The sequence below is a fragment of the Halolactibacillus miurensis genome, from assembly GCF_900116255.1.
Taxonomy (GTDB): Bacteria; Bacillota; Bacilli; order Bacillales; family Amphibacillaceae; genus Halolactibacillus; species Halolactibacillus miurensis.
The window spans coordinates 23940-45967 of record NZ_FPAI01000024.1; the positions used below are offsets into that span (position 1 = coordinate 23940).

General features: G+C 39.2%; 23 protein-coding genes and 1 pseudogene. 21 read left to right on the forward strand and 3 right to left on the reverse strand.

The genetic code is table 11. The annotated features are described in order from the left end of the window. Positions 1-71 precede the first annotated feature (71 nt). Entirely contained in the window at positions 72-1778 is a 1707-nt protein-coding gene (locus BM390_RS15550) for an IS200/IS605 family accessory protein TnpB-related protein (protein ID WP_177220725.1), read from the forward strand. 141 nt (positions 1779-1919) lie between these two features. Beyond that, positions 1920-2390 (forward strand): cupin domain-containing protein, encoded by a 471-nt coding sequence (locus BM390_RS12300; RefSeq protein WP_062323430.1) that lies wholly within the window; start codon positions 1920-1922, stop codon positions 2388-2390. 72 nt (positions 2391-2462) lie between these two features. Here BM390_RS12300 and BM390_RS12305 read toward each other — a convergent pair whose 3' ends face one another. Then, the gene (locus tag BM390_RS12305; RefSeq protein ID WP_089855147.1) at positions 2463-3506 is read right to left on the reverse strand and encodes an NAD(P)/FAD-dependent oxidoreductase; all 1044 of its coding nucleotides are present in this window, start codon (positions 3504-3506) and stop codon (positions 2463-2465) included. Positions 3507-3798: 292 nt separating this feature from the next. Between BM390_RS12305 and BM390_RS12310 the strand changes: the two genes are divergently transcribed. Beyond that, complete coding sequence (locus BM390_RS12310) at positions 3799-4890, forward strand: GGDEF domain-containing protein (RefSeq protein ID WP_062323425.1); 1092 nt, start codon at positions 3799-3801, stop codon at positions 4888-4890. Between the two features lie 104 nt (positions 4891-4994). Further along, positions 4995-6377, forward strand: a complete 1383-nt coding sequence (gene rlmD, locus BM390_RS12315) for a 23S rRNA (uracil(1939)-C(5))-methyltransferase RlmD (protein ID WP_062323424.1) — start codon at positions 4995-4997, stop codon at positions 6375-6377. Between the two features lie 212 nt (positions 6378-6589). Here the strand turns inward: rlmD and BM390_RS12320 are convergent, their stop codons facing one another. After that, entirely contained in the window at positions 6590-7936 is a 1347-nt protein-coding gene (locus BM390_RS12320) for a hydroxysqualene dehydroxylase (protein WP_089855150.1), read from the reverse strand. A gap of 601 nt (positions 7937-8537) precedes the next feature. Here BM390_RS12320 and BM390_RS12325 point away from each other — a divergent pair. From BM390_RS12325 to BM390_RS12395, 17 genes are all read left to right on the forward strand, one after another. Beyond that, entirely contained in the window at positions 8538-9077 is a 540-nt protein-coding gene (locus tag BM390_RS12325) for a hypothetical protein (RefSeq protein ID WP_143103183.1), read from the forward strand. 88 nt (positions 9078-9165) lie between these two features. Continuing rightward, positions 9166-9570, forward strand: a complete 405-nt coding sequence (locus tag BM390_RS12330; protein ID WP_062323417.1) for a GFA family protein — start codon at positions 9166-9168, stop codon at positions 9568-9570. Between the two features lie 368 nt (positions 9571-9938). Next, on the forward strand, positions 9939-11972 hold the full coding sequence (locus BM390_RS12335) for a right-handed parallel beta-helix repeat-containing protein (RefSeq protein ID WP_089855152.1): 2034 nt from the start codon (positions 9939-9941) through the stop codon (positions 11970-11972). A gap of 384 nt (positions 11973-12356) precedes the next feature. Then, positions 12357-12671, forward strand: coding sequence for a hypothetical protein (locus BM390_RS12340; protein WP_062323410.1), 315 nt, complete (start codon positions 12357-12359; stop codon positions 12669-12671). Between the two features lie 11 nt (positions 12672-12682). Next, on the forward strand, positions 12683-13873 hold the full coding sequence (locus BM390_RS12345; RefSeq protein WP_089855155.1) for a hypothetical protein: 1191 nt from the start codon (positions 12683-12685) through the stop codon (positions 13871-13873). A 23-nt stretch (positions 13874-13896) separates the two neighbouring features. Further along, complete coding sequence (locus BM390_RS12350; RefSeq protein WP_089855158.1) at positions 13897-14910, forward strand: IS1096 element passenger TnpR family protein; 1014 nt, start codon at positions 13897-13899, stop codon at positions 14908-14910. Between the two features lie 122 nt (positions 14911-15032). Then, positions 15033-15500, forward strand: coding sequence for a hypothetical protein (locus BM390_RS12355; RefSeq protein ID WP_062323401.1), 468 nt, complete (start codon positions 15033-15035; stop codon positions 15498-15500). A 229-nt stretch (positions 15501-15729) separates the two neighbouring features. Beyond that, on the forward strand, positions 15730-15969 hold the full coding sequence (locus BM390_RS12360; protein ID WP_443093349.1) for a DUF6429 family protein: 240 nt from the start codon (positions 15730-15732) through the stop codon (positions 15967-15969). 14 nt (positions 15970-15983) lie between these two features. Beyond that, positions 15984-16109: a hypothetical protein gene (locus BM390_RS15760; RefSeq protein ID WP_255349975.1), complete on the forward strand. Its 126-nt coding sequence runs from the start codon at positions 15984-15986 to the stop codon at positions 16107-16109. Between the two features lie 107 nt (positions 16110-16216). Beyond that, positions 16217-16801: a hypothetical protein gene (locus BM390_RS12365; RefSeq protein WP_062323399.1), complete on the forward strand. Its 585-nt coding sequence runs from the start codon at positions 16217-16219 to the stop codon at positions 16799-16801. 116 nt (positions 16802-16917) lie between these two features. Continuing rightward, positions 16918-17670, forward strand: coding sequence for a DUF2087 domain-containing protein (locus tag BM390_RS12370; protein WP_062323398.1), 753 nt, complete (start codon positions 16918-16920; stop codon positions 17668-17670). Between the two features lie 8 nt (positions 17671-17678). Next, positions 17679-17879, forward strand: coding sequence for a YwbE family protein (locus BM390_RS12375; RefSeq protein ID WP_062323397.1), 201 nt, complete (start codon positions 17679-17681; stop codon positions 17877-17879). A gap of 227 nt (positions 17880-18106) precedes the next feature. Further along, positions 18107-19459, forward strand: coding sequence for a YjiH family protein (locus BM390_RS12380; RefSeq protein ID WP_218161162.1), 1353 nt, complete (start codon positions 18107-18109; stop codon positions 19457-19459). A gap of 152 nt (positions 19460-19611) precedes the next feature. Next, entirely contained in the window at positions 19612-20220 is a 609-nt protein-coding gene (locus BM390_RS12385) for a TetR/AcrR family transcriptional regulator (protein WP_062323396.1), read from the forward strand. 2 nt (positions 20221-20222) lie between these two features. Continuing rightward, positions 20223-21065: a DUF6920 family protein gene (locus BM390_RS12390; protein WP_089855164.1), complete on the forward strand. Its 843-nt coding sequence runs from the start codon at positions 20223-20225 to the stop codon at positions 21063-21065. A 132-nt stretch (positions 21066-21197) separates the two neighbouring features. Continuing rightward, positions 21198-21341: a hypothetical protein gene (locus tag BM390_RS15555; protein WP_156321428.1), complete on the forward strand. Its 144-nt coding sequence runs from the start codon at positions 21198-21200 to the stop codon at positions 21339-21341. A 150-nt stretch (positions 21342-21491) separates the two neighbouring features. Further along, positions 21492-21791: a hypothetical protein gene (locus BM390_RS12395; RefSeq protein ID WP_089855167.1), complete on the forward strand. Its 300-nt coding sequence runs from the start codon at positions 21492-21494 to the stop codon at positions 21789-21791. A gap of 58 nt (positions 21792-21849) precedes the next feature. On the opposite strand, the pseudogene BM390_RS15315 reads toward BM390_RS12395, so the two are convergent. Next, positions 21850-22028, reverse strand: a pseudogene (locus tag BM390_RS15315) (IS5/IS1182 family transposase); the annotation flags it as partial.

The window sequence follows — 22028 nt, forward strand, 5'->3', positions numbered from 1 at the left end:
AACATATATTCCATGTGGTATAATTAAAACATTAGCAATGATCGTCACAAAACAAAGAGAGGGTGGGTATCATGGGCATGAAGGCCATTTTTTCAAATCGCTTATATAAGCATAAGATTGACCCTGATTTTGTTATGTCTATGGATCACACCCTCCGGGTGTTTAATCAAGCTAAACATTTTCGCTATCAAGCAGAGGTCCGGGAGCTTAGGGGCGTGAAAACGAAAAGTTCCGTCTCCATCCATCAACAGTTGAAACAACGTTACGGATTAAATGATTATTATGCGACCAGTGCTGTTCAACAAGGACGGGCGCTTCTATCCGCGCAAAGAGAATTGAAGAAGGTGTACATACGTAATAAAAAAGAACAAATCAACGCCGTTAAAAGAAAAATAAAAGCGACGAAGGCGCGCTTGACGACACTTCAAAAGATAAAAGGCTCTTTTATCAAAGGAACACTTATGTTCAATAAAACGTCACGTGAACAACAAAAAGGGGCCTTTTTTGTTGTGACATATAAGTATTCCACACGCTTATTTTACTGTGCTTATGATTTTGAACATCAATACCTTGATGTTCAAATCAAACACCTAAAGTCTCGCTTGGGCCAGTTGAACTTTAAGAAAGATCGATATGAAAAACAATTGCTTAAATTGACAAACAAAGTGACGGGTGTGTGTTTCGGGAGTAAGAAACTCGCGCGCGGCCGGTTAACACAAACGTCTTATCACGCTCATCCTGAGCGTTGGCAGAAAGATTGGGTAGCGGCGCGTTACGGTAAGATGACCATTTCGGGACGGAAAGACGCCAAATCAGGTAACTTTGTCTTTCATTATCACCCAGAGACGCATACCCTTACCTTTAAGGCGATCGACCAATGCGTCATTCGTCTCGCTGACGTTGTTTTTTCTTATGGTCAAGATCATGTCAATCGTGCCATTCAGACACAAATGAACCTGAAAGATAAGAAAAAGTATGGGAAGCCGATAGCATGGTCACTTGAGGATCATGGTGACTACTACATCGTTAAATGCTTAATTGATGTACCGCCTGCACCCTACCTGAATACCTCAACATCAACGGGTATGATTGGGGTTGATCTGAATGTGAATCATATCGCTGTCGCCAATGTCAATGCCATAGGTCAATGTGTGGATGCCTTTACCCTCCCGTTTAACTTAGAGGGTAAAACCAGTGGACAGCAGGCGAAAATAATAGAAGCAGAGGTTATTGCCCTGGTTGACTATGCTGTTAAACAGCATAAACCACTCGCCATCGAAAAATTGGATACGACGCGGTCCAAAGTGTCGCGTCCCTATGGAAACAAAAAAGCTAATCGACGAATGAGTCAGTTTGCTTATCAAAAGATGATTCTAGCAATCAAGTCAAGAGCTGAAAAAATGGGGGTTGCTGTCTACGTTGTTAACCCTGCTTATACCAGTCAAATTGGCAAGATGAAATATATGAAGCGACTCGGTGTGTCCATTCACATGGCAGCCGCTTATGTCATTGCCCGACGGGCAATGGGATTTAAAGAAAAACTCCCACCGATATTGTATTCACTTGTTCCAGAGCAGAAACAAGGTCTACATCATTGGGCGCAATGGGCGTATATGACGCGTACCCTGTCTTTTGTTAGAACACATGCGTTCTACCAGACAGAACGATTCGACCAAAGCAAGTTGTGTTCCTGGGACACACTATTTCCCCAACATGCTTTAACAGATGTTGAGAAAATAGGTTTACGACGGTTGGAGAGTAGAAAAACCTATGCTTAGTTGAATGAGCATGGGTCGCCTTTAGGGTGTCCTTATGGAATCCCCTTCCTCAAACATTCGTGAGAATGTTAGGTGGGGGTAGTTCAACATGAAATGAGTGAATCTAAAAAAGAAATAGACTTTAAGAATGGAGATAAGCCTATGCCAAGAATTAATGAGATAATTGAGCAACTAAAGTTAACCCCACATCCAGAAGGGGGCTTTTACGCGTCAAGTTTTACCGGTGATCAATTAGCCACAAGTGACTACCCGCACTATACGAGTATCTATTTTTTACTCCGAGAAGGCGATAAGTCTCACTTTCACCAACTAATATCAGATGAATTATGGTATTTCCATGAAGGCGACGCGCTTACGATTCATATGATTGAACCAGACGGGACGTATCGAACCGAACAACTCGGTCTTGATTTATCAAAAGGAGAACGTCCTCAAGTGCTCGTGAAAAAGGGGACGATTTTTGGTTCAACAGTCAACGGTAAATACGGTTTGGTTGGTTGTATGGTCAGCCCTGGTTTTCGTTTTGAAGACTTTAAATTATTCAAAAAGCAAGAACTTGTCGAACAATTTCCAGAACATCAAGCGATTATAAAGCATCTAACGATGGATTGATATAAATAGAAAGGACGGTAGCGAGGCTTTTATCCTCACTACCGTCTTTTCATGGTTCAACGCTATAATCATTTATGATGGCGTCGAATGATAATCCGTTAAATCGAGCACAGTCGAATGTCCAGTTAAAAAGTAAGCGACTTCCCGCCCGATGACCGGAGCGGCCGTTAGGCCAGATGAACCAAGACCATTCACAACGAAAAGCTCGCCACTTGGACCAATATACGGCAAGTTATGATCAGTCAAAGGTCTGAGGCCAATCGATGATCGTCCTTTCGTCAGTGATGTTGCCTTTAAATAGCGTTTTACTTGAGTAAATAAATAGTCTCTCGCTGTTTCTGATTCTTGAATGTCAAAAGACGTCGTATCTTCGTGTGTGGTACCAATCATGTAGTGACGCGCAGAGGTAGGTACAATATACATCGGACCCAGTCCCATCACAACGGGCGACACAGTGGGTTGTAAATCTTCTGCTAAGGCGACTTCAAGTAATTCAGCCCGTTGATGTCTCACTTCTGGGTGAGAAGCATATTCATGTGACCACGCACCAGCTGTGTAAATAATCTGTCCATCCAACGTATGTGGATTGATCGTGTCTTTGACCCATTCACCACCGAGCTTAATAATGGCTTGTTTTAATGCGCTCAGTAATGATGCGCCATCTACTTGTGCTCCACCTTCAACAAAAACAGCCGGAAAATCCGTCGTAAGGCTAGGATGATAGCCTAATAGCTCTTCACTTGATAGTTTTAATACCTGACCCATTTCAGGGGCATCAATTTGTTTACCTTTAATACGTTCATAGGCGAGTGCTTGAATATGATCATCTTTAAATAAACAAAGGGCACCGTTTTGCCTAAACCCCGTTGATTGATTTGTAAGTTTTTCTAATTCCTCAATAAAGTCCGGGTAGTATTTGGCACCTTCTTTTACGAGTCGGTACCATTTTTTATTCCGGCGCTGACTTGTCCAAGGGCAAATAATCCCGGCAGAAGCGTTCGTTGCTTGTCCGTTATCTTCACGGTCGTATATAATAACGTGTTGGTTAAGTTTAAGTAAATGATAGGCGATGCTTGCACCAGCAATACCAGCACCGACAATATGGAATGTTTTCATGTTGTTCCCTCGTTTCTTTTTTTAAATGACTAGAGATCATCATATAATTAGGTATTTTGTCATATTTTTGTGTTAATAAAGTTAATTAATTTTTGGTGAAGTAGGTGAAATGTTGGGTGAATTGAGTTATAATGGAAACGATTGAGTCAAATTTAATGTTTTTTCAGAAAAATGTCATAATAGAAAGTGTTTTAAACGCGATCGGACCGGTTTTTTCGTGCAATGGTTACTAATCTAACATGAAAAACCGAATCAAACAAGCAAAAAATGCTAATGTTAAAGGAGACGCGCCATGCTTTCCCACGACGAATTACATATTGATTTAAAAGTTTGGATGAATAAAATACTTTCAATCTATTGGTTTATGATTGGTCTCGCTTTTATTGGTCAAATGTTAGGCTTTTTTACGAGTCAAGCTTATCAACTACATCCACCAGTAGAATTTTTAGTGACAAAAGTGCTCGTGCCGAGCGGGGTACAAGTGGTATTAATTGTTATTGTGCAATATTTAGTCAAAAGTAGAGGTTTATATAAGCCGAAAATGTTGACGATATTCGGCACGATTACAGCTTGGGTAACGACTTATACACACGCCAGTGTTCCAGGTTTACAAGTGTTGTTCGTGATCCTACTTGCTGTTAACCTTATTTACTTTAATAAAAATGAATTACGCTTTAGTTTTATCGCAAATTTAATCGCACTCACTTCGCTGTATGTTATTCCTGAAGTGAGAGACGCAGCAAATGCGTTTGAACGCTTTGCTTATCTATTTATGCTCGTTGCCGCTTACCAAGTGTTTACGCTCGTTTTAGACCGTGGCACCGATATACTGGACGTATTAAAGCGTTCTAATGAACAAGAACGTTCACTGATGGTGCGTAGTGCGATGATGGAGCGATTAACAAAAGTAGACCCGTTAACAGAGTTGTATAATCACCGTACATTCTATGAATATTTAGATTTTCTTTATGATCAAAGCATTCACTACAATATGCCGCTGCAACTGGCGATCATTGATATCGATAACTTTAAAAAGATTAACGACGAGTTTGGTCATGATGTTGGGGATATTATTTTAAAACGTGTCGCTAGAGTGATTGAAGACAGTGTCACTGAAAATGAGATTGTATCGAGATACGGTGGTGAGGAATTTGCCGTCCTTATCACAAGTAAATCAATCAATGACGGGTATGAATTGATTGAATCCATTCGCAAGAAGATTGCTCATCTTGAAAACGATGAAATTAATCGTGCGATTACTGTCAGTATCGGTTTTCAACCGTTATCTAAAGACTTATCACAGACACAGTTCTTTAAACGGGCGGATGAATTACTCTATCAAGCAAAACAGAACGGCAAGAATCAAGTGGCTGTGTCCATCTAAAAGTAGCCTCTCTAAGGGCTGCTTTTTTTGTTGCCCGTCGCCAAGCGGGAAAAAAGATGATATGATAGACGTGCTAAAGTGACTTAAAGCTAGGAGGAAATCAAGTGAGCAAAAAACTATATGAAACAACGATTGATTATGTCGATAAAAAAGGATCTGGACGCGCGGTCGTTTGGCGTGATACTGGACAAGTGAACCCAAAAAAACTTAAATTAACGATTCCCCAAACCATTCCAAATGAGAAAGTTGAAGTACATGTTGATGGTGAAGGAAAACGTTGGATCAAAACAGATTACACGAAAATATTAGAGTCATCCGCTGAACGAGTGACACCTGATTGTCCACATTTTGATTTGTGTGGTGGCTGTGTGTGGCAACACTGGTCATACGATGGTCAATTAAAAGAAAAAACACGTTATGTGAAAGAGATGGTAAAAAATAATGGTTTTGACCCGGTGCTTGTAGAAGAAACGATTGGCGTGAAAGGTGAGCCCTATCGTTACCGCAATAAAATGGAATTTACGTTTTCAAAAGAGGGCCATTTAGGTCTTCATGAACAAGGTAACTGGAGAAAAATTATTCCGTTAGAAACCTGCCTTATTGCCGGTAAGGAAATGGTTGATTATGCGATGGAAGTCCAACAGTGGGCGAATGATTTTCACTTATCAGGCTATGATAAAGATGAACATAGCGGCCTACTCAGACACTTAATGGTTCGACAATCGTTTTATACTGGTGAAGTGATGCTCGGTCTATTTGCATCGGAAGCACCCACTGGCGAACTAGAAGAGGCAAAAGCGGCGCTGATTGAACGTGTTGAAGCTAATTGCCCGAATGTGAAAAGTTTGATGTGGTTTGAGAATAAAGACTGGGGCGACCGCACGCAAGCAGAAGAGCAATATATCTTAAGTGGACGTGACTTCATTTATGATGAAATGTTTGGTTTTAAATACCGTTTATGGTTTGATACGTTCTTCCAAACGAATCCTAAGCAAGCAGAAACGTTAGTCAATTTAGCGATTGAGATGGCCCAACCAAAACCAACAGAAAAGATGATTGATCTCTTTTGTGGTGTTGGCACATTTTCACTGCCATTCGCCGAAAAAGTGGGTGAATTAGCTGGGATTGAAATTGTGGAAACATCGATTGAATCAGCTAAACGCAATGCACTAGATAACGCTATTCATAATACGACGTTTCTTGCAAAAGATGCCCGACACGGGATTGATCAAATATTAGAATCCTTTGGTATTCCGGAACTACTTTTATTAGACCCACCTCGCTCGGGTGCGGGGGGTAAAGTGATGCGACGCATTGGACGCGCAAAACCAGAACGGATTGTGTATGTCTCATGTAACCCAGAAACATTTGCATCAGACATTACGGAACTTGTCCCATTTGGTTATGAATTACAAAAAGTTCAGCCTGTCGACATGTTTCCGCACACGCCTCATGTTGAAACTGTCGCGTTGTTGACAAGAATATAGATTTATAAGCTCTTGAATATATCGGATTTACGATGTTTTTAGGTCGTATAATACTGGGTGTTGGTGAAGGGATTTTTAGTGTGGCAGAGATTGCTCACTAAAATCATTCACTAGCACTTTTTTTCTGGTTAATTTAAAAAACAAGTGAGTTTCCCTGTGGGATTGAGGTCGACCAAAACTAATCCTTAGGAGAGAACTCACTTGTCTAAATCTCATACTGGGATGTCGTGGTATCCCAACACAAGATTAGCGGCTCTCATTCCCGAAATAACAGCCCCTTCCATCGTGGCAAAAAAGGGTTGACGAGTATAGTCACCTGCTAGAATCAGTCCATTAATCTGAGTTACTTGTTCCGGTCGCATCCAATCATGATGAGGTGACAAACTGTGGAAATCTTCTGGATGCTTTACAATACGGTAATCGGTTAAGTTCGATGCTAAATTCATTCCTAGTTTTTTTGCCTCCTTAATAATGATTTGACAAATAGCCTCGTCTGCCATATCAAGAAACTTCTCAGGAGGTGTTAAAATAATTGAGAGCCTACCAGGTACATGCGTAAATGTTGATCGCGACTGCTCGGCAAAACTTGCCAGAGCTGTTAATGGACCAAAGGTCGTTCGGTCATAAGGAAGGACTGGTTCTGAAAATTCCATTTGAATCGTGATGGCTGGCATAGTAGGTAGTTTTAACATGTGTTCAAATGCCGGATTGTTAGAAAAGTGTTGACCGATGATTGATTTGGCGCCACCGAGATTCGTTGCGAGAACAACACTTGTTGATTCAAACTTTTTTCCGTCCTCTAACACGACACCGCAAACACGTTCATGATCGAGAATTAAATGATTCACGCATGTGCTTGTTTTTATTATCCCACCATTTTTTTCTATCGCTCTTGCTATTGGGTTTGCTAAAAGCTCTGTCATACCACCTAAATAGGCCCCAACTCTCATTTTATAAAAGTAAGGCATAGCAGGGAAAAATAATCCGAAAAACACTTTTGCTGAATAACGCTCTGGTGGTAAGAAAAAAATACCTGTACTTAAAGGGATAAGCATATAGTTAAGCGCATTTTCGGTCACGTTGTATCGCTCAGCATACTCTCTCACACTGTACTGATCAAGCGCTTCAGGGTTTTTAATATATCGCCAAAATCCGGTGACGAAAAAAGGCATCAAAGAAAATTTATCTTGAAACTCTATAGCATGATTATTACCTAGAAGACCCTTTATCATAGCCGTCGGATGATATACGGGTGATAGGCCAAGGATAATCGGTTGTCTACCATGTATTAAAATATCAATTTTTTCTTCCCATTGCACAATGTCATTTATATTTACACCAACCTTTTTTAAGATAGAAGGCAAGGCTTTGTAATACCCAATATGACGATGAAGACCTGATTCGACAAGCATCCCTTTCTCTTCCCAAGAGGCTGTACGGCCACCTATTACTTTTTCTTTCTCAACGACTAATACGGACAGGCCTCTTTCACTTAACTCAAATGCGGTTGTTAATCCTGCTAAACCGGCACCAACGATTATCGTATCGTAACGTTCCATTTTTTAATCCATCCTTTTGTAATATCATATGTGATTTACTTCAGTTATTAGTATGCACCAAAAAGCCTATGTGGTTAGTGTGTTTATAGATTCGCTTTAAGTATTGCCTTAACAATTAAGAAGTACTCCTTTTAAAGTTTAAAAGTACAAAAGATTTTCTTGTTACCTCACTTATATGATGGATCATATCCCTTGTGATTAAGCATTAACCTCACATTTATATGTCATGATAGCGGCTATGAACACGACAGTTAATCCCACTTAACTTTTCCTCGAGCTACGAAAGAGAATTCGAGGGTAATTAGTCGTGGCTTTAAAACGGACAATTTTCCATTGGTATAAAACGGTTTTTATCCTGCAAAGCGCATTTGATTAATATCAGCCAATATTCTATACTTTAGCTTAAGAGAAAAGGAAGAACGAATCATTTAGGTTGGAACAGCTAGTTTAAACTATCAACGCGTACAATAATTGTGAATATTTAGTTGTATGTAGACCTAACGAATAAAAACTTAGGGGTGACTTAGTGAAAAAGGAAAACATTATCGAGGAATATTTCGAGTATCGAGACAAGATTGGGGATAGAACAGGGCTCTACAGAATGGTTGCTAAGAAGTATAGTATAACAAGTGCACTGTATCCAGGAAGCCATATTGATATTGCCCCATCTTTAGTCATACCTCAAGTAAGGTATGTTGATAACTTCAGAGGCGCGATTAAATTCTTTACTAACATTGATAAGATAAAAAAACATATCGATGAGAATTCAGAGTATGAGGAAGCTTGTGACATTGCTTTTATAGGTCAAGACTATACTGGGGAACTAAATATTGCCCCTGTTGATTTGATTATTTCTCAATTCGCCGGTTTTGTTGGACAAGCAACGAAGAAGTATTTAAAGACCGGCGGCATTTTACTCTGCAATGATAGCCATGGCGATGCTACTTTAGCTAAATTTGATCAAGATTTTGCATTCATTGGTGTTGTAGGTACGCATCATCGTATCATCAATACTAAGTTAAATGATTATTTTGTATTACCAAGAAACAAAGAGGTTGATTTAACAAAAGTGAAAGAGAAGATGAAAGGGCCAACGTATGCGTTAACAGCTGAAAACTATATCTTTCGTAAAATTAGATAACATATAATTAGCTGACCAATAAGACTTTTTAATGGTATTACCATAACTTAAAATAAAGCGCTAAATTATTAAAAAGGACGTGTTGATGATGAAATATGCAGGGTCATGCCTTTGTGGTGCCGTTACGTTTGAAATAGTTGGAGAATTTGAAGATTTTTATCTGTGCCATTGTGGGCGATGTCGGAAAGATACTGGTTCGGCTCATGCAGCAAATCTATTTTCTTCTACAGCTGAGTTAAGATGGTTGTCGGGTCAGGAAGAATGTAAAACGTTTAATTTTCGCGGGGAAGGGCACATAAAAAGTTTTTGTATCAATTGTGGATCAGCCTTACCAAACATACAGATGGATGGGACATTGTTAGTTGTTCCTGCAGGAAGTATTGATAGTGATATCAACATTAAGCCGCATGGACACATCTATTGTGCAAACAAAGCAAATTGGGATAACGAGCTTGAAAAAGCACCTAGGTTTGATGAACTTCCAAATGGATAAAACCGAAGAGCTCTCGTTAAATAAATTATTTCATTAGTTTTACTTAGAGTAAAAAACAGAGGCAAACTACATAAAACTTACGTTACTGTTATCCTGTCTCCATATAAGTGAGGCATCTTCTAAACAATGATAAGTAGATACTTTTGTTTTTAAAGTGAGAGTCACACTCTTCTATAGTAAGCTAGAAAATAGACACCATTGTTGTTACGCGATTAATAACTAGTATGGTTACTGCTTTAAAACGTGCGAATCAGTGGCAAAATCAATCAACTAATGTAACCGCTTACTGAGATGAGCAATCTACATAACCTTGTCTAGTAGTTAACAATTAATAATAGAGCGATGGTGAAGAAAGAAGGTGTGTTGTTATGGAATATCATGTATCAATCAAAGGTAATGATCAAACATTAGGAAACGCTGACCAACCGTTTCGAACAATCTCTCGAGCAGCGGCACTTGCGGTGGCTGGAGATACCGTTATTGTCCATAAAGGTATCTACCGAGAGTGGGTAAATCCTTTAAACGGAGGAACGAAAGACCACCGAATTGTGTATAAGTCAGCTGGTGATGGTGAAGTCGTGATTACTGGTGCTGAGCGTATCACAGATTGGACGTCTATTGGAGACAATGTGTGGGTGACTGAAGTCCCGAACGCCATTTTTTCTGTGCGTCATCCGTATGACGTTGAGTTAGGCGGCGACTGGTTGTTTGATGGGGAGTTGAACGTCCATCTCGGGGATGTCTATTTAGACCATAAATCGTTATACGAAACAGATAGCCTCTTAAAAGTAAGACGTCCTGAGGTTTGGCCTGATGCCAGATATACCGAAGGTTCACTGTTAAAATGGTACGCGGAAGTTGGACCATCAACGACAAAAATCTGGGCGAATTTCGGTGATAAAGATCCGAGAATTGAAAATGTTGAAATTAACGTCAGACCCTACTGCTTCTGGCCAGAACAACCAGGCCGTGATTACATTACCGTCAGTGGCTTTACGCTTCGTCAAGCTTCACCACAATGGGCTCCGCCTACTGATTATCAAGAGGGGTTAATTGGTCCCCATTGGAGCAAAGGATGGATCATTGAAAATAATCACATCAGTGAATCAAAAAGTGTTGGTATTAGTTTAGGAACTCGTGTGGGAACAGGACACAAAAAGATCCGAAACAAGCATAATAAAGGTGGTACACAACGGGAACAAGAGGTCATCTTTCAAGCCTTACGTGATGGCTGGCATAAAGATCAGGTTGGTAGTCACATCGTTCGCGGTAATGTCATTCATGATTGTGAACAAGCCGGGATCGTTGGACATATGGGCGCAGCTTTTAGTCAGATTTATCAAAACAAGATTTACAACATCCATCACAAGCGGTTAAGACATGGCGCTGAAGTCGCGGGGATTAAGCTACATGCGGCATTAGATACACAGATAAGTGAAAACAACATTCACGGGTGTTATCGTGGTCTTTGGCTTGACTGGCAGGCTCAAGGAACCCGAATCAGTCGAAACGTCTTTTTTGAGAATGTATCCGAGGACTTGTTTGTTGAAGTATGTCACGGCCCTTATCTCGTCGACCATAATTTGTTTCTTTCACCGATGAATTTTAGAAATATGGCACAAGGTGGCGCTTTTATTCATAATCTTTTCGCGGGTAGATTCGTTGTTCAATCTGAACTGACACGTACAACGCCTTATCACTTTCCGCACAATACAATGATTGCTGGTTATTCTAATATTACAGGAGGAGATGATCGTTACTACAACAATGTCTTTTTAGGTGACGGGGATGACACAACAGAACCAGTACCGATTACATTCTTTGAACACTTGCCACTAAAGCCGCGGGAAGAAGAACGTGATGCGAACGGAAAAGTTGTAATGGATGGTGTACCAGATGACGCCATTTGTTATTTACATCCCGTAGGTTTGGGTAGCTATAATTCTCATCCAAACCAGAAGGATAAACCGTGGTGGGAATATTCGAAAGAGGAGCTTGATGAACTCGGGGATGAAAAGAAAGCCATTACTCTTGGCAATGCCGTGCTTCCAGTTGCTCTTTCAGGTAACCTCTATCTAAATAAAGCCGTGCCGAGTAAACATGATTCTGAGGCGAAAAAATCTACTCAGAAGGTGATGGATATGACAATAGATGCGCTAAAAGGTGAGGTGACGCTTCACATATTAGAATCACAATTACTCCAAGATATCTCTAACACAGTAATAACGACAGATTTTCTTGGAAAGACTTATCACGCCCATATGGCCTTTGAACAACCAGATGGGCAAGCACTCCAACTTGATACGGACTTTTTTGGTCTGAAGCGACCAGAGGTTAATCTTACACCTGGGCCCTTTGAAACATCAGAAAACGGCGTGTTAAATGTGGTTATTAAGTTTTAAAAATGTCTGTAATCAACGATTAAAAAACAAATAAAACGCCCGCTTATTCAAATACTTAACTTGAGTAAGTGGGCGTTTTATATGACCAGAGTTAAGCTTTACTAAAGCTGTGTGCCTAAAGTTCTTTTGTCTTAAATACCATCTTTCCAGCTTGCGCAGTAAACATGTCGGGTTAAAAAAAGTTATTTCTAATCATAAATGTGGCTTTTTGTATTTTCAATATAGGTTAAGTCATGTATCATTTACATTATCAGCCTCCGGTTTTTACATAGGTAAGATACAGATCATTAATTACAAGATATTATTATAAGAATATACCATAACTTTAATATATTCATACAAATTTTGATTGCTTGAAGTAACTGAAGACATTGGAGGATAAAGATGAAATATAAAACATATATGCAGGAAGTGGATAAACAATTATTTCGGATGTCTGAGACAGAAAAAACAGCTTGGATACGTCAGTTAGCTCGAACGACTAAAGAGCATAACCGTGCGGCATTTTTAGATGGTCTAAAGGAGAAAAAACCAGATGATTTAACTGATATCGACTTAAAAACAATCGAATCCTGGTGCCGTCAAGTAAAAACAGGTAAGGTTTACCTTGAACGCGAATTATCAGAAGAGGTTGGCAGTTATTACTGGGACAATGATAGCTATGATTACTTTGATGAATCTGGTATGACGTCGATTTAGAAGAAGCTGTTTTGGATGAGATATTATCGGTAGAGCTCGCTGATTTGATTTTACATGCTGTCTATGCGACCTATCAGACGGAGAAAGGGCACAACAGAGCACGTATGATTTATGACTATCTGACACGTGATTATATGCAACCCATTAACTTAGAAGCAGTGTTTCGTATCGGTCCTGAAGAACATACAGGTATTTCAGACTTTATCGAAGAATGGCGGCAGTTTCTTTTAGATACAACTGGCGATCAAGCAGCTACACTACTATTAGAAGCCTGCCTATATCAAGATGACTTAGATCATCTTGTTGAGACAGCTCATGTTGGTTATAAACAGCACCCGATATTGTATCTCAATGCATGCGCTCAGTTACTTGAAAGAGAGGCATTTTCGATGTGCGAAACAGTGGGATTATCCGCACTAAACGTCTTACCAGAAAACTTAATTATTCGAGGGGAAATCGCCAATCTGACCCGAGCTGCAGCAGCGAAGCTAGCCCATCAAGATATTGTCGATCAATGTTATAAGGCCGCGTTCCAATCAGAGTCGACGTTAACGAACTTTTTTAATCTGTGTCACTTACCAGAAAGTAAGGAAAATATTCAAGCCGTCGCGACTTATGTTACGCAGTTACCTGAACAGGAGGTGTTTGACCGAGACAACAATCACCAGCAATGGAAAACGAATGATCTCTCCCAGAAAAATAAAGACATTCTGCACTTTTTTAGTGGGAAATTTGATGATATATATGAACAGTGTCAAACAGACAAGGAGCCTTTAGGGTGGGGTCATGACTTAAAGGAGGTTGTTGTACCTCTGTTCATTCTCTTGTTGAATCAAGATAATAACCTGTCTAAAGTCCAACAGTTACTTAGCTCTCGAATCATTTACCAGTTAGAGTATAAGGATACGGCCGAAAACTTTTTAGCTGATGTCGCATTATGGAAACATCACGTTACGATAGAAAAAGAAGCGGTTAATCGCTATATATCATGGCTTAAAGAAGAAGTAGATAAAAAGACAGAAACGATTGTTGGTGAGGGTCATAGAAAAAGCTATGATAAAGCCGCATTACTGATTGCAGCGCTTGCTGAGACACTAGTTTCGCATGGATTAATCAATAGTAAAGACACGTTACTTGATCATTATAAACAGGTCCATTCACGAAAAACCGCATTTAAAAGAGAATGTGACGCACTAAAATGAATAAGAGAGGCTGATTTAATTTGATGAATAGATTTAGTAGACTTGAAAAGCAATCAGAGAATAAACCCATCCGACTACATTTAGCCCTTACAGATGAAGCGCTTTCTAATGACCAAAAGGTTATGATGAAACGCTACGGTGAATCTTTAACAGGAGAAACAATCACACGCGACATAGTCATTCCGTCTGATATGCCTTTGCATCATTTGCATTATGCTATCCAAAAACTGTTCGGCTTTCAGAATTCACATTTGCGAAGCTTTTACTTACCTGAAGAGGTGTACAGTAAGCTTACAAACAATACGGTAAAAGGATGGTCTGAGTTAGTCGGCGTACTGTTTCAGCCACCATCAGAATTCGAAAGAGATTTGTTTTGGGATGATGATTACAAGCGAGGTAGCATTAACACATGGCTAAAGAAAAAATACACCGGACCTTATCACTATCACGGGTTATTAGAAATCCCAGAAGTCGCAAAGCGTGATGTCGAAGCATTACTCGAGCGCTTTAAGCTATTGAGAGTATATGAGTCACCAGAAGATTGTGTTGGTACACTGAAGCCTATTATTGATCTGACTTTGGAAGAAATGGCGGATGACCTTTATATCGAAGCAGGAACTGAAAGTTTGCTCGAGCGATTAGAAGTGAGACAGGTCCTTGCGGCACAAGGTGAACCATTATCTGATAGGAACGTATTTCCTGTCACTCATAAGCTCATCTACAATTATGATTTTGGTGATGATTGGATTGTTGAAATTACCAAAGTTGATGGTTTTGATGACCTACTAAGTCAACACGCCATCAGTTGGTTTGAAATCGATCAAGCAAAAGAAATAGTGATCGATCAGCACAGGCCTGTCTGTTTACACAAACAAGGGTTATCGGTACTTGATAATGTTGGCGGATTGAGTGGCTTTGCAAACTTTTTAAGGACAATCTATGAGGGGGAAGATAAAGAGGAAGTAAAAATGACACGGGCTTGGGCAAGAAGTCTCGGTTGGTCTGATAAGAAAATCGCAAACAACAAGATACTTTAGTAATAAAACGCATGCCCGTTTTAAAATGGGGGTTTCTGATGATAAAGGTGAGTGGTAACTAATATGCTTAAATCCCTCATGAGAATCATCATTATATGCTGTAAATGAAAGGAGATACTAACATGATGGTAATGGATACGTTGATTTTCTATTTGATTGCCTATGTCATTGTAACGATCATGGCAAGCATGCACTTTTTGTATAATTGGAAAGTGAAAAAGCAACAAGCCTTTGATTCCTCTTTAGGACTGCACGCACTAAAAGCGAATGCTACACAATTTGAAGCTTTTAAAACAACGAAGCCGTTTCACCCGCTATACAACGTGATGGTTTTTCCAATAGTCGGCGTTGTCATGATGGGGCAGTTTTCTATTTTCCCCACCCTGACTCAAAGTCTCGGAATAGGCGTCCTTTGGATTGTATACGGCTTGGTTTTGGACTTATTCTGTTGGGTGATTATACCTCACCCATGGCGATTAACGCTAAAGGACTTATTTGTAACTTATCAACCTTGGATCACTTTGGCATATATCAGCATCGGTTTGAGTCCACTCATCAGCATGGTATACCTATCATTATTCATGGCATAAAGAATAATGCAGTACTCACTGTTGTTTTTTAAGGGGTATTTCTCACTCATTTAATCTATCTCTCATACTAAATCATTATCTGTAAATATTTGATTCACTTTTAATAGTTAAAAAAGTCTTATTCAATTCAGAATATCACAGAAATGAATAAAATAATGATAATGCATTGTAAATTTAAATCGTAACTAAATTACCTATTTATGAGGAGGAGAAAATATCGGAAGAAACGATAAGAGAATTGAGTCTTTTGTTGTTGTATTTAACCTCTTGGGAGGAAGAAGGGCTACCAGAAGGATTTAAAAGAAGTTGGAAAGGGTATCCGTTTGAGGTGTTAGATGCATTATCAGCGGATGATTTAATTAGAGGGGGGCATCGTTCTAAATCGGTTTACCTAACTGAAAACGGTGTAAATGAAGCTAAACAGCTCATTAAAAAGTATTTAAATGACGATCAATATATTGATCGCTAATCAGGGGGATCATAATGTCAAAAAAGAAAAAACAATACGGGAAAAAACATCATCATAAAAATAGAGCAGACAACGATGATGTGATTGAGCAGGATGATGACTTTTACTTCATTGCTGGGGCGGTGTTCCATTTGGGGTAAGCTGGGATGAGGCAGAAAATGACGGTTTAATTGACCCAGATACAGGGGAAGAGATAGAAGGAGAAGTGATTAAAGACAGAGATTTTCCCTTTTAAGGAGGTTAGACAATGTTTGGTTTAAAAGAGCTGATTGGACTTATTTTATCAGCTTTTTTTATCTTGCCAACGGTTGTGATTCTAAGAGAATTAGGCTATGTTTTAGCTGGCAAACTTGTTGGCGCAAAGAATGCGAGAATTACTTTAGGATCTGGCACACGTGTGTTTAAATGGAAAATGTTCGACTTTAGACGGCATTACCAGCTGTATAGTTGGTATTCGTATGATGAACTATCTAATCAAAAAAAATGGGCCTATGTGTTTTTATATAGTGCCCCTATATTAATCAATATTATTTTTGGGTTAGTTATTAATGCCTTGATTGCTAATGAGTTTATTGATACGTATGAAACATTTTGGAATCGGTTTGTATTTTACGCCTTTTACTACGTCTTATTTGATGCTTTACCGATGCGCACCGTTAATGGTAAGCCTAATAATGGACGAATCATCTTTGATATGGTGAAGCACGGCAAGCGGACGGACTTAAACAAAGAACGTTTTATCCCTGCGACAACGGAGGTGGAAGATGCTTATCAGAAGGAAATGGCAGAGATCGAAAAGATGTTAACTGAAAATGACGTTGATAAACAATAAAATAAACAATATTATTTTTGTTTACTTAAAAGGTAAACATTATTAGAAAACGTTTGTTTAACGTTCTTTTTTATGTTATGATAAATATATGAATAACATGAAAGGAAGTGCGCGGGATGGATTTAGAAAGTGTCTCAGTGGATGACTTAATTAAAGGTTATAAAGAAGATGACACAAGGCAGTCATACGTTTGTTTAACATGTGAGCAGGCCTTTGATAAACAAGAAGTTTTTCAGGTTGGTGAACGATGGTTTATGGCTGAGCGGGCAGTAGAGAAACATCTTGAAACGATGCATCCACATTATTTTGATACGCTACTTAAAGATCAAGCTAATTATAATAAGTTAACCGATAAGCAACAAACGGTACTAACGTATATGTATCAAGGCGCTTCAGATAAAACAATAGCCGATGCGTTAAGCATTACACCATCCACCGTTAGAAATCAGCGCTTCAGTTTGCGCGAAAAAGCAAAACAAGCCAAACACTTTTTATCCGTGTATGAACAAGCGCAGCGATCGGCTCAAAAAACGCCATCAGAAACAATGGTCTCTGTTCATAAACATGCGACAATGGTCGATGAACGTTATCACATCACGGAGAAAGAACGTGATCAAACGCTTCAAACAGCTTTTCTCTCACTTGAGCCGTTGAAACTCAAACATTTCCCGAAAAAGGAAAAGAAAAAGATTGTAATCTTGGCAAAAATCGCTGAGTATTTAGATCGCGGTGAGCGTTATTCTGAAATCGAACTGAATCATCAACTGGCGATGATTTATGATGACATTGCCACGATTCGTCGATACTTAATTCAATACGGCTTTATGGCACGCAAAAAAGATGGCTCAGCATACTGGGTCCAAAAGTAGGTGAAAACATGAACGGAAACAAACGAAGTGATATTAAACCAGGTCTTAAAGTAAGTATCGTTCAAAAACAAGACCAACGCACAAACAAATTAACGGACGGTATCGTTAAAGATATTTTAACCAACAGTAACAACCATCCGCACGGTATTAAAGTGCGTTTAACATCAGGGATTGTCGGACGAGTAAAACATATTTTACCAGAAGAATAATATAAGTTACGGGCACTCAAGGAATCCTTGAGTGTTTTTTTGTGTTGTTTATAAAAGCTGTTAGATAGTCATCAGGTTTAAAGTTGTTCTGAATAATTAGAAAATATAAACATTTTTAAAATCAGGCATATTTATACATCGTCCTGTGATTTTATTCAAAAATACCTTGTTTTCTATCCGCTCATATGGTATTCTATGTTTCGTTTGAGAACATTGGAGGCATGTATATGAAGCACTTAAAATTTATTGGTTTATCCGTGATTGGCTTTTTATTTTTCTTAATGCCAATCACACTTAATAGTGAAAGTAAAATTATGATTTCTCACATTGTTGATGCGGTGACGACGCATATGTTGGATAGCTTTATCACGTTAACGATTATCATGTCATGGGTCGTACTCGTTCTAACGCTCATTTTCACAGTGTATACCGCAAAAAATAAGCCGCTAAATGATATCTTTAAAGCATCTCCTTTAAACGTCACGTTGAGAGTCCTCGGATCTATGCTTTATTTAATGGTCGTGCATCAGTGGTTAAAAGGTACCGTTGTTGGTGATGTATTGATTGATCCTAATACGGGTGGTGTGATGGCCGGAGCGGACGGTCTATTAACAACCTTATATATTACATTTTTAGTCGGGATTCTTGCGTTGCCATTACTGACACATTTTGGTGTCGTTGAGTTCATTGGTACGTTACTTGGTCCACTCGTGGTTAAGGTATTTAAAGTGCCAGGATATTCAACGATTGATGCGATAGCTTCGTTTGTTGGTGACGGAACCATTGGTATTGTCGTCACCGACCAACAATATCAACGCGGTTACTATAACCGAAGAGAAGCGTATATTATCGCGACAAGCTTTTCGATTGTCGGTATTGCGTTTGCGGCCGCAGTAGCTGAAGAATTAGGTTTTGGTCATATCTTTCCGATCTTTTACGGTGCGATTGTAGTGATAACGTTGATCCTAGCGTTTATCACCTCACGGATGCCGCTAAAGAAATTTAACGATACGTATTATCCAGGGACAACACCAAAAACCATCGAGATACCTCATGATCTCTCACTATTCAAACATAGTTATCGTTTGGCCGTTAAACAAGCAGACCAAGTCAAGCTGATACAAGTTGTAAAAGAAGCTTGTCTAAATGTTCTAAATATTTATGTCGGTTTTTTACCGATCATTATGACTGTAGGTACGTTGTCTTTAGTCATCGCAGAATATACACCTTTCTTTTCAGTTATTAGCTTCCCATTTGTTTATCTGTATGAATGGTTAGGTTACGCACAATCGACGGCTGAAATGATGGCACCTGCGACCCTCGCGGGTTTTGCGGATATGTATTTACCAGCACTTTTTATCACCAGTTCAACCTCTGAAGCGAGTCGTTTCTTTATTGGCGTCTTAGCCTTTACTCAACTTGTCTTCTTATCAGAGACGGGCATGATTTTAGTGAAAACAAAAATAGGGTTAAACTTTATCGATATCATTAAAGTTTTCCTCTTTAGAACATTATTATCGATCCCATTACTGTATCTGATTACACATTTACTTGCTTGGCAAGGAATCATTCAATTTTAATTATGAAAACAGCTGACACCAATAGGGTAAATCAGCTGTTTTTTTTAATGTCTTATTGACAAACAAATCGAATAGTAATAAAATAAACACTGTTTAATAAACGGTGTTTATTAATTATAATCTTTTTCATGTTAACTAAAGGAGACGGTGATATGCGCCAACCGATGGAACAAGCCAAACGCGATGAAATTAAAGCAACGTTATTAACTTATGCTCAAAGTATTGTAGAAACAGATGGCTTTCAACAGCTCTCGATTAGAAAACTGGCAAAACGAGCCGGTTACACCGAAGGGAGTATTTATAATTATTTCGAAAACAAACAAGCCTTGGTCCGTGCGTTAATCGCACGTGGATTTGGGGAGTTAATGGAAGGGGTGATAGTACCTGTTCAAGAGGAGGTTTCGATTGAACAACAACTAAGAGGCATGTTTTGTCGCTACGCGTTAAATAGCTATCAATTCCATACCTATTATATGGCAGTCATGTTGAGTGAAGACCCAGAGATTAAACGCGTGACGACTATTTTTGATGAGACGCCATCAAAAGGGCTTGAGTATCTTATTCACATGTTTAACATAGGCGTAACAAGAGGTGAATTTAATCAAGTCGATACAACAGAAGTCGCTCAACTCGTGTGGGCATCAGTCTTTGGTTTAATTCTAAAGGTGATTGTAGAGGGGACATTTGATGAGGATTGGATGACAGGTAAAGTCAACCGTCAATTGGACTTACTTTTAAGTTATTTAAGAAAGGATGGATAAAAATGAAGCTCATACAAATCAGTGGAGGAATTGTGGCCATTCTCATTGTTGGACTTATTGTGGCGGTATTTATCGCAAGAGTCATGTTTAACCGGACAATCCACCACGTTCAGGAGAACTTTAACAATCGTATACAGAAAAACGAAACAGACGTAGTGACAAAAGGAGACCTCTCTCACTTACCGCAGCCTGTTGCCGATTGGTTAAATGAAGTAGGGGTCGTAGGAGTTAAACCTGCCCAGTCAGTGACGTTAACACAACACGGGGAAATGAAATTGACCGTTGAACAAGATCAATGGATTGATGCGCGCGCCAGCCAAATAATCCGTCTCGATTCACCAGGATATGTATGGGAGGCAGATATACAAACGCCACCTCTTGTCGGTACACGAGGGTTAGATGTCCTTGATGGAGATAAAGCCTCTATGACGATTAAAGTCGCCTCTATGGTGCCTGTTGCCAACGAGACAACATCAAAAAAACTTATCCAATCGTCGATGCATCGTTTTTTAATGGAACTACCCTGGTATCCGAGTGCGAGTATTAACGATTATATTTCGTGGAAAGCGATTGATGAGTACTCAGCCCAGGCAACGTTATCAGCTCATAATGAACAAGTAACAGCCACATTTTTCTTTGATCACAGCGTTGTTAAAAGAGTGGAAGCATTCAGGTATAAAGAAACAACCGCTGAAGCTGAACCTATTCTCTGTACCGGTGAATTTGATCACTATGAAGAGAAAGGAACTTATCTTGTACCGACTAAAGCTAAGATTACGTGGGACTTACCAGAAGGTCCCTTTACTTGGTATCAATTCGAAAATACAGATGTGAGCTATAACTGATTTGCCTCCTTACGTAGCTTCTCATCATCTGGTCTACGATACTACAAAAGCATCTTTTTATAGTCTGAATCTATAACCAGTTATAGGGTTTAATCGTGTACAATTGTCAGAATGTTTGTGATATAGTTAACAATGATAACAGATAACACGACATATAATGGTGTCATTTATACGAAAGACTTTAAAGAAGCGGCTTATATTACAAAAGCACGGGTACAGTTAATGCGTGACATTGGGGCTTATCCCGCTGCTCATACGGCGTTTTTATCGTTTTAAGGCTGGAAGACACCTTCCTCAAGTGCGTTAGCACTAGGTGGGTGATGAATCGCTTGTTTTGAATATTTTTGAAGTGACAAACATATATTCCGTATGGTATTATTAAAGCACTAACAGTGACCGTCACAAAACAAAGGGAGGGTGTGTATCATGGGCATGAAGGCCATTTTTTTAAATCGCTTATATAAGCATAAAATCGATGCAAACTTTGTTATGTCCATGGATCACACCCTTCGGGTGTTTAATCAAGCCAAACATTTTCGCTATCAAGCGGAGGTCCGGGAGCTCAGGGGCGTGAAAGCGAAAAATTCCGTCTCCATCCATCAACAGTTGAAGCAACGTTACGGATTAAATGATTATTATGCGAACAGTGCTGTTCAAGAAGGACGTGCCCTTCTATCCGCGCAAAGAGAATTGAAGAACATGTACATGCGTGAATCAATTTCATAATTACTCTTTTTAAAAAATCAAACACGACCAGAATTTCAATATTTGTCTTGAAAATTTTTTATGCTATTTGATATTGCTTTAGGAATGAGCCTAAACGATCTGCTGCTAGTTTTGATGCATTATAAATAAGCGTCACTAAATTAAAGTGAGCTTTTGCACGTTTTCCTGTACGGTAACGAACATTATTAAGCTGGAAAAACTCCTTAAGATAGCCATTTACTCTTTCGACAGAACTGC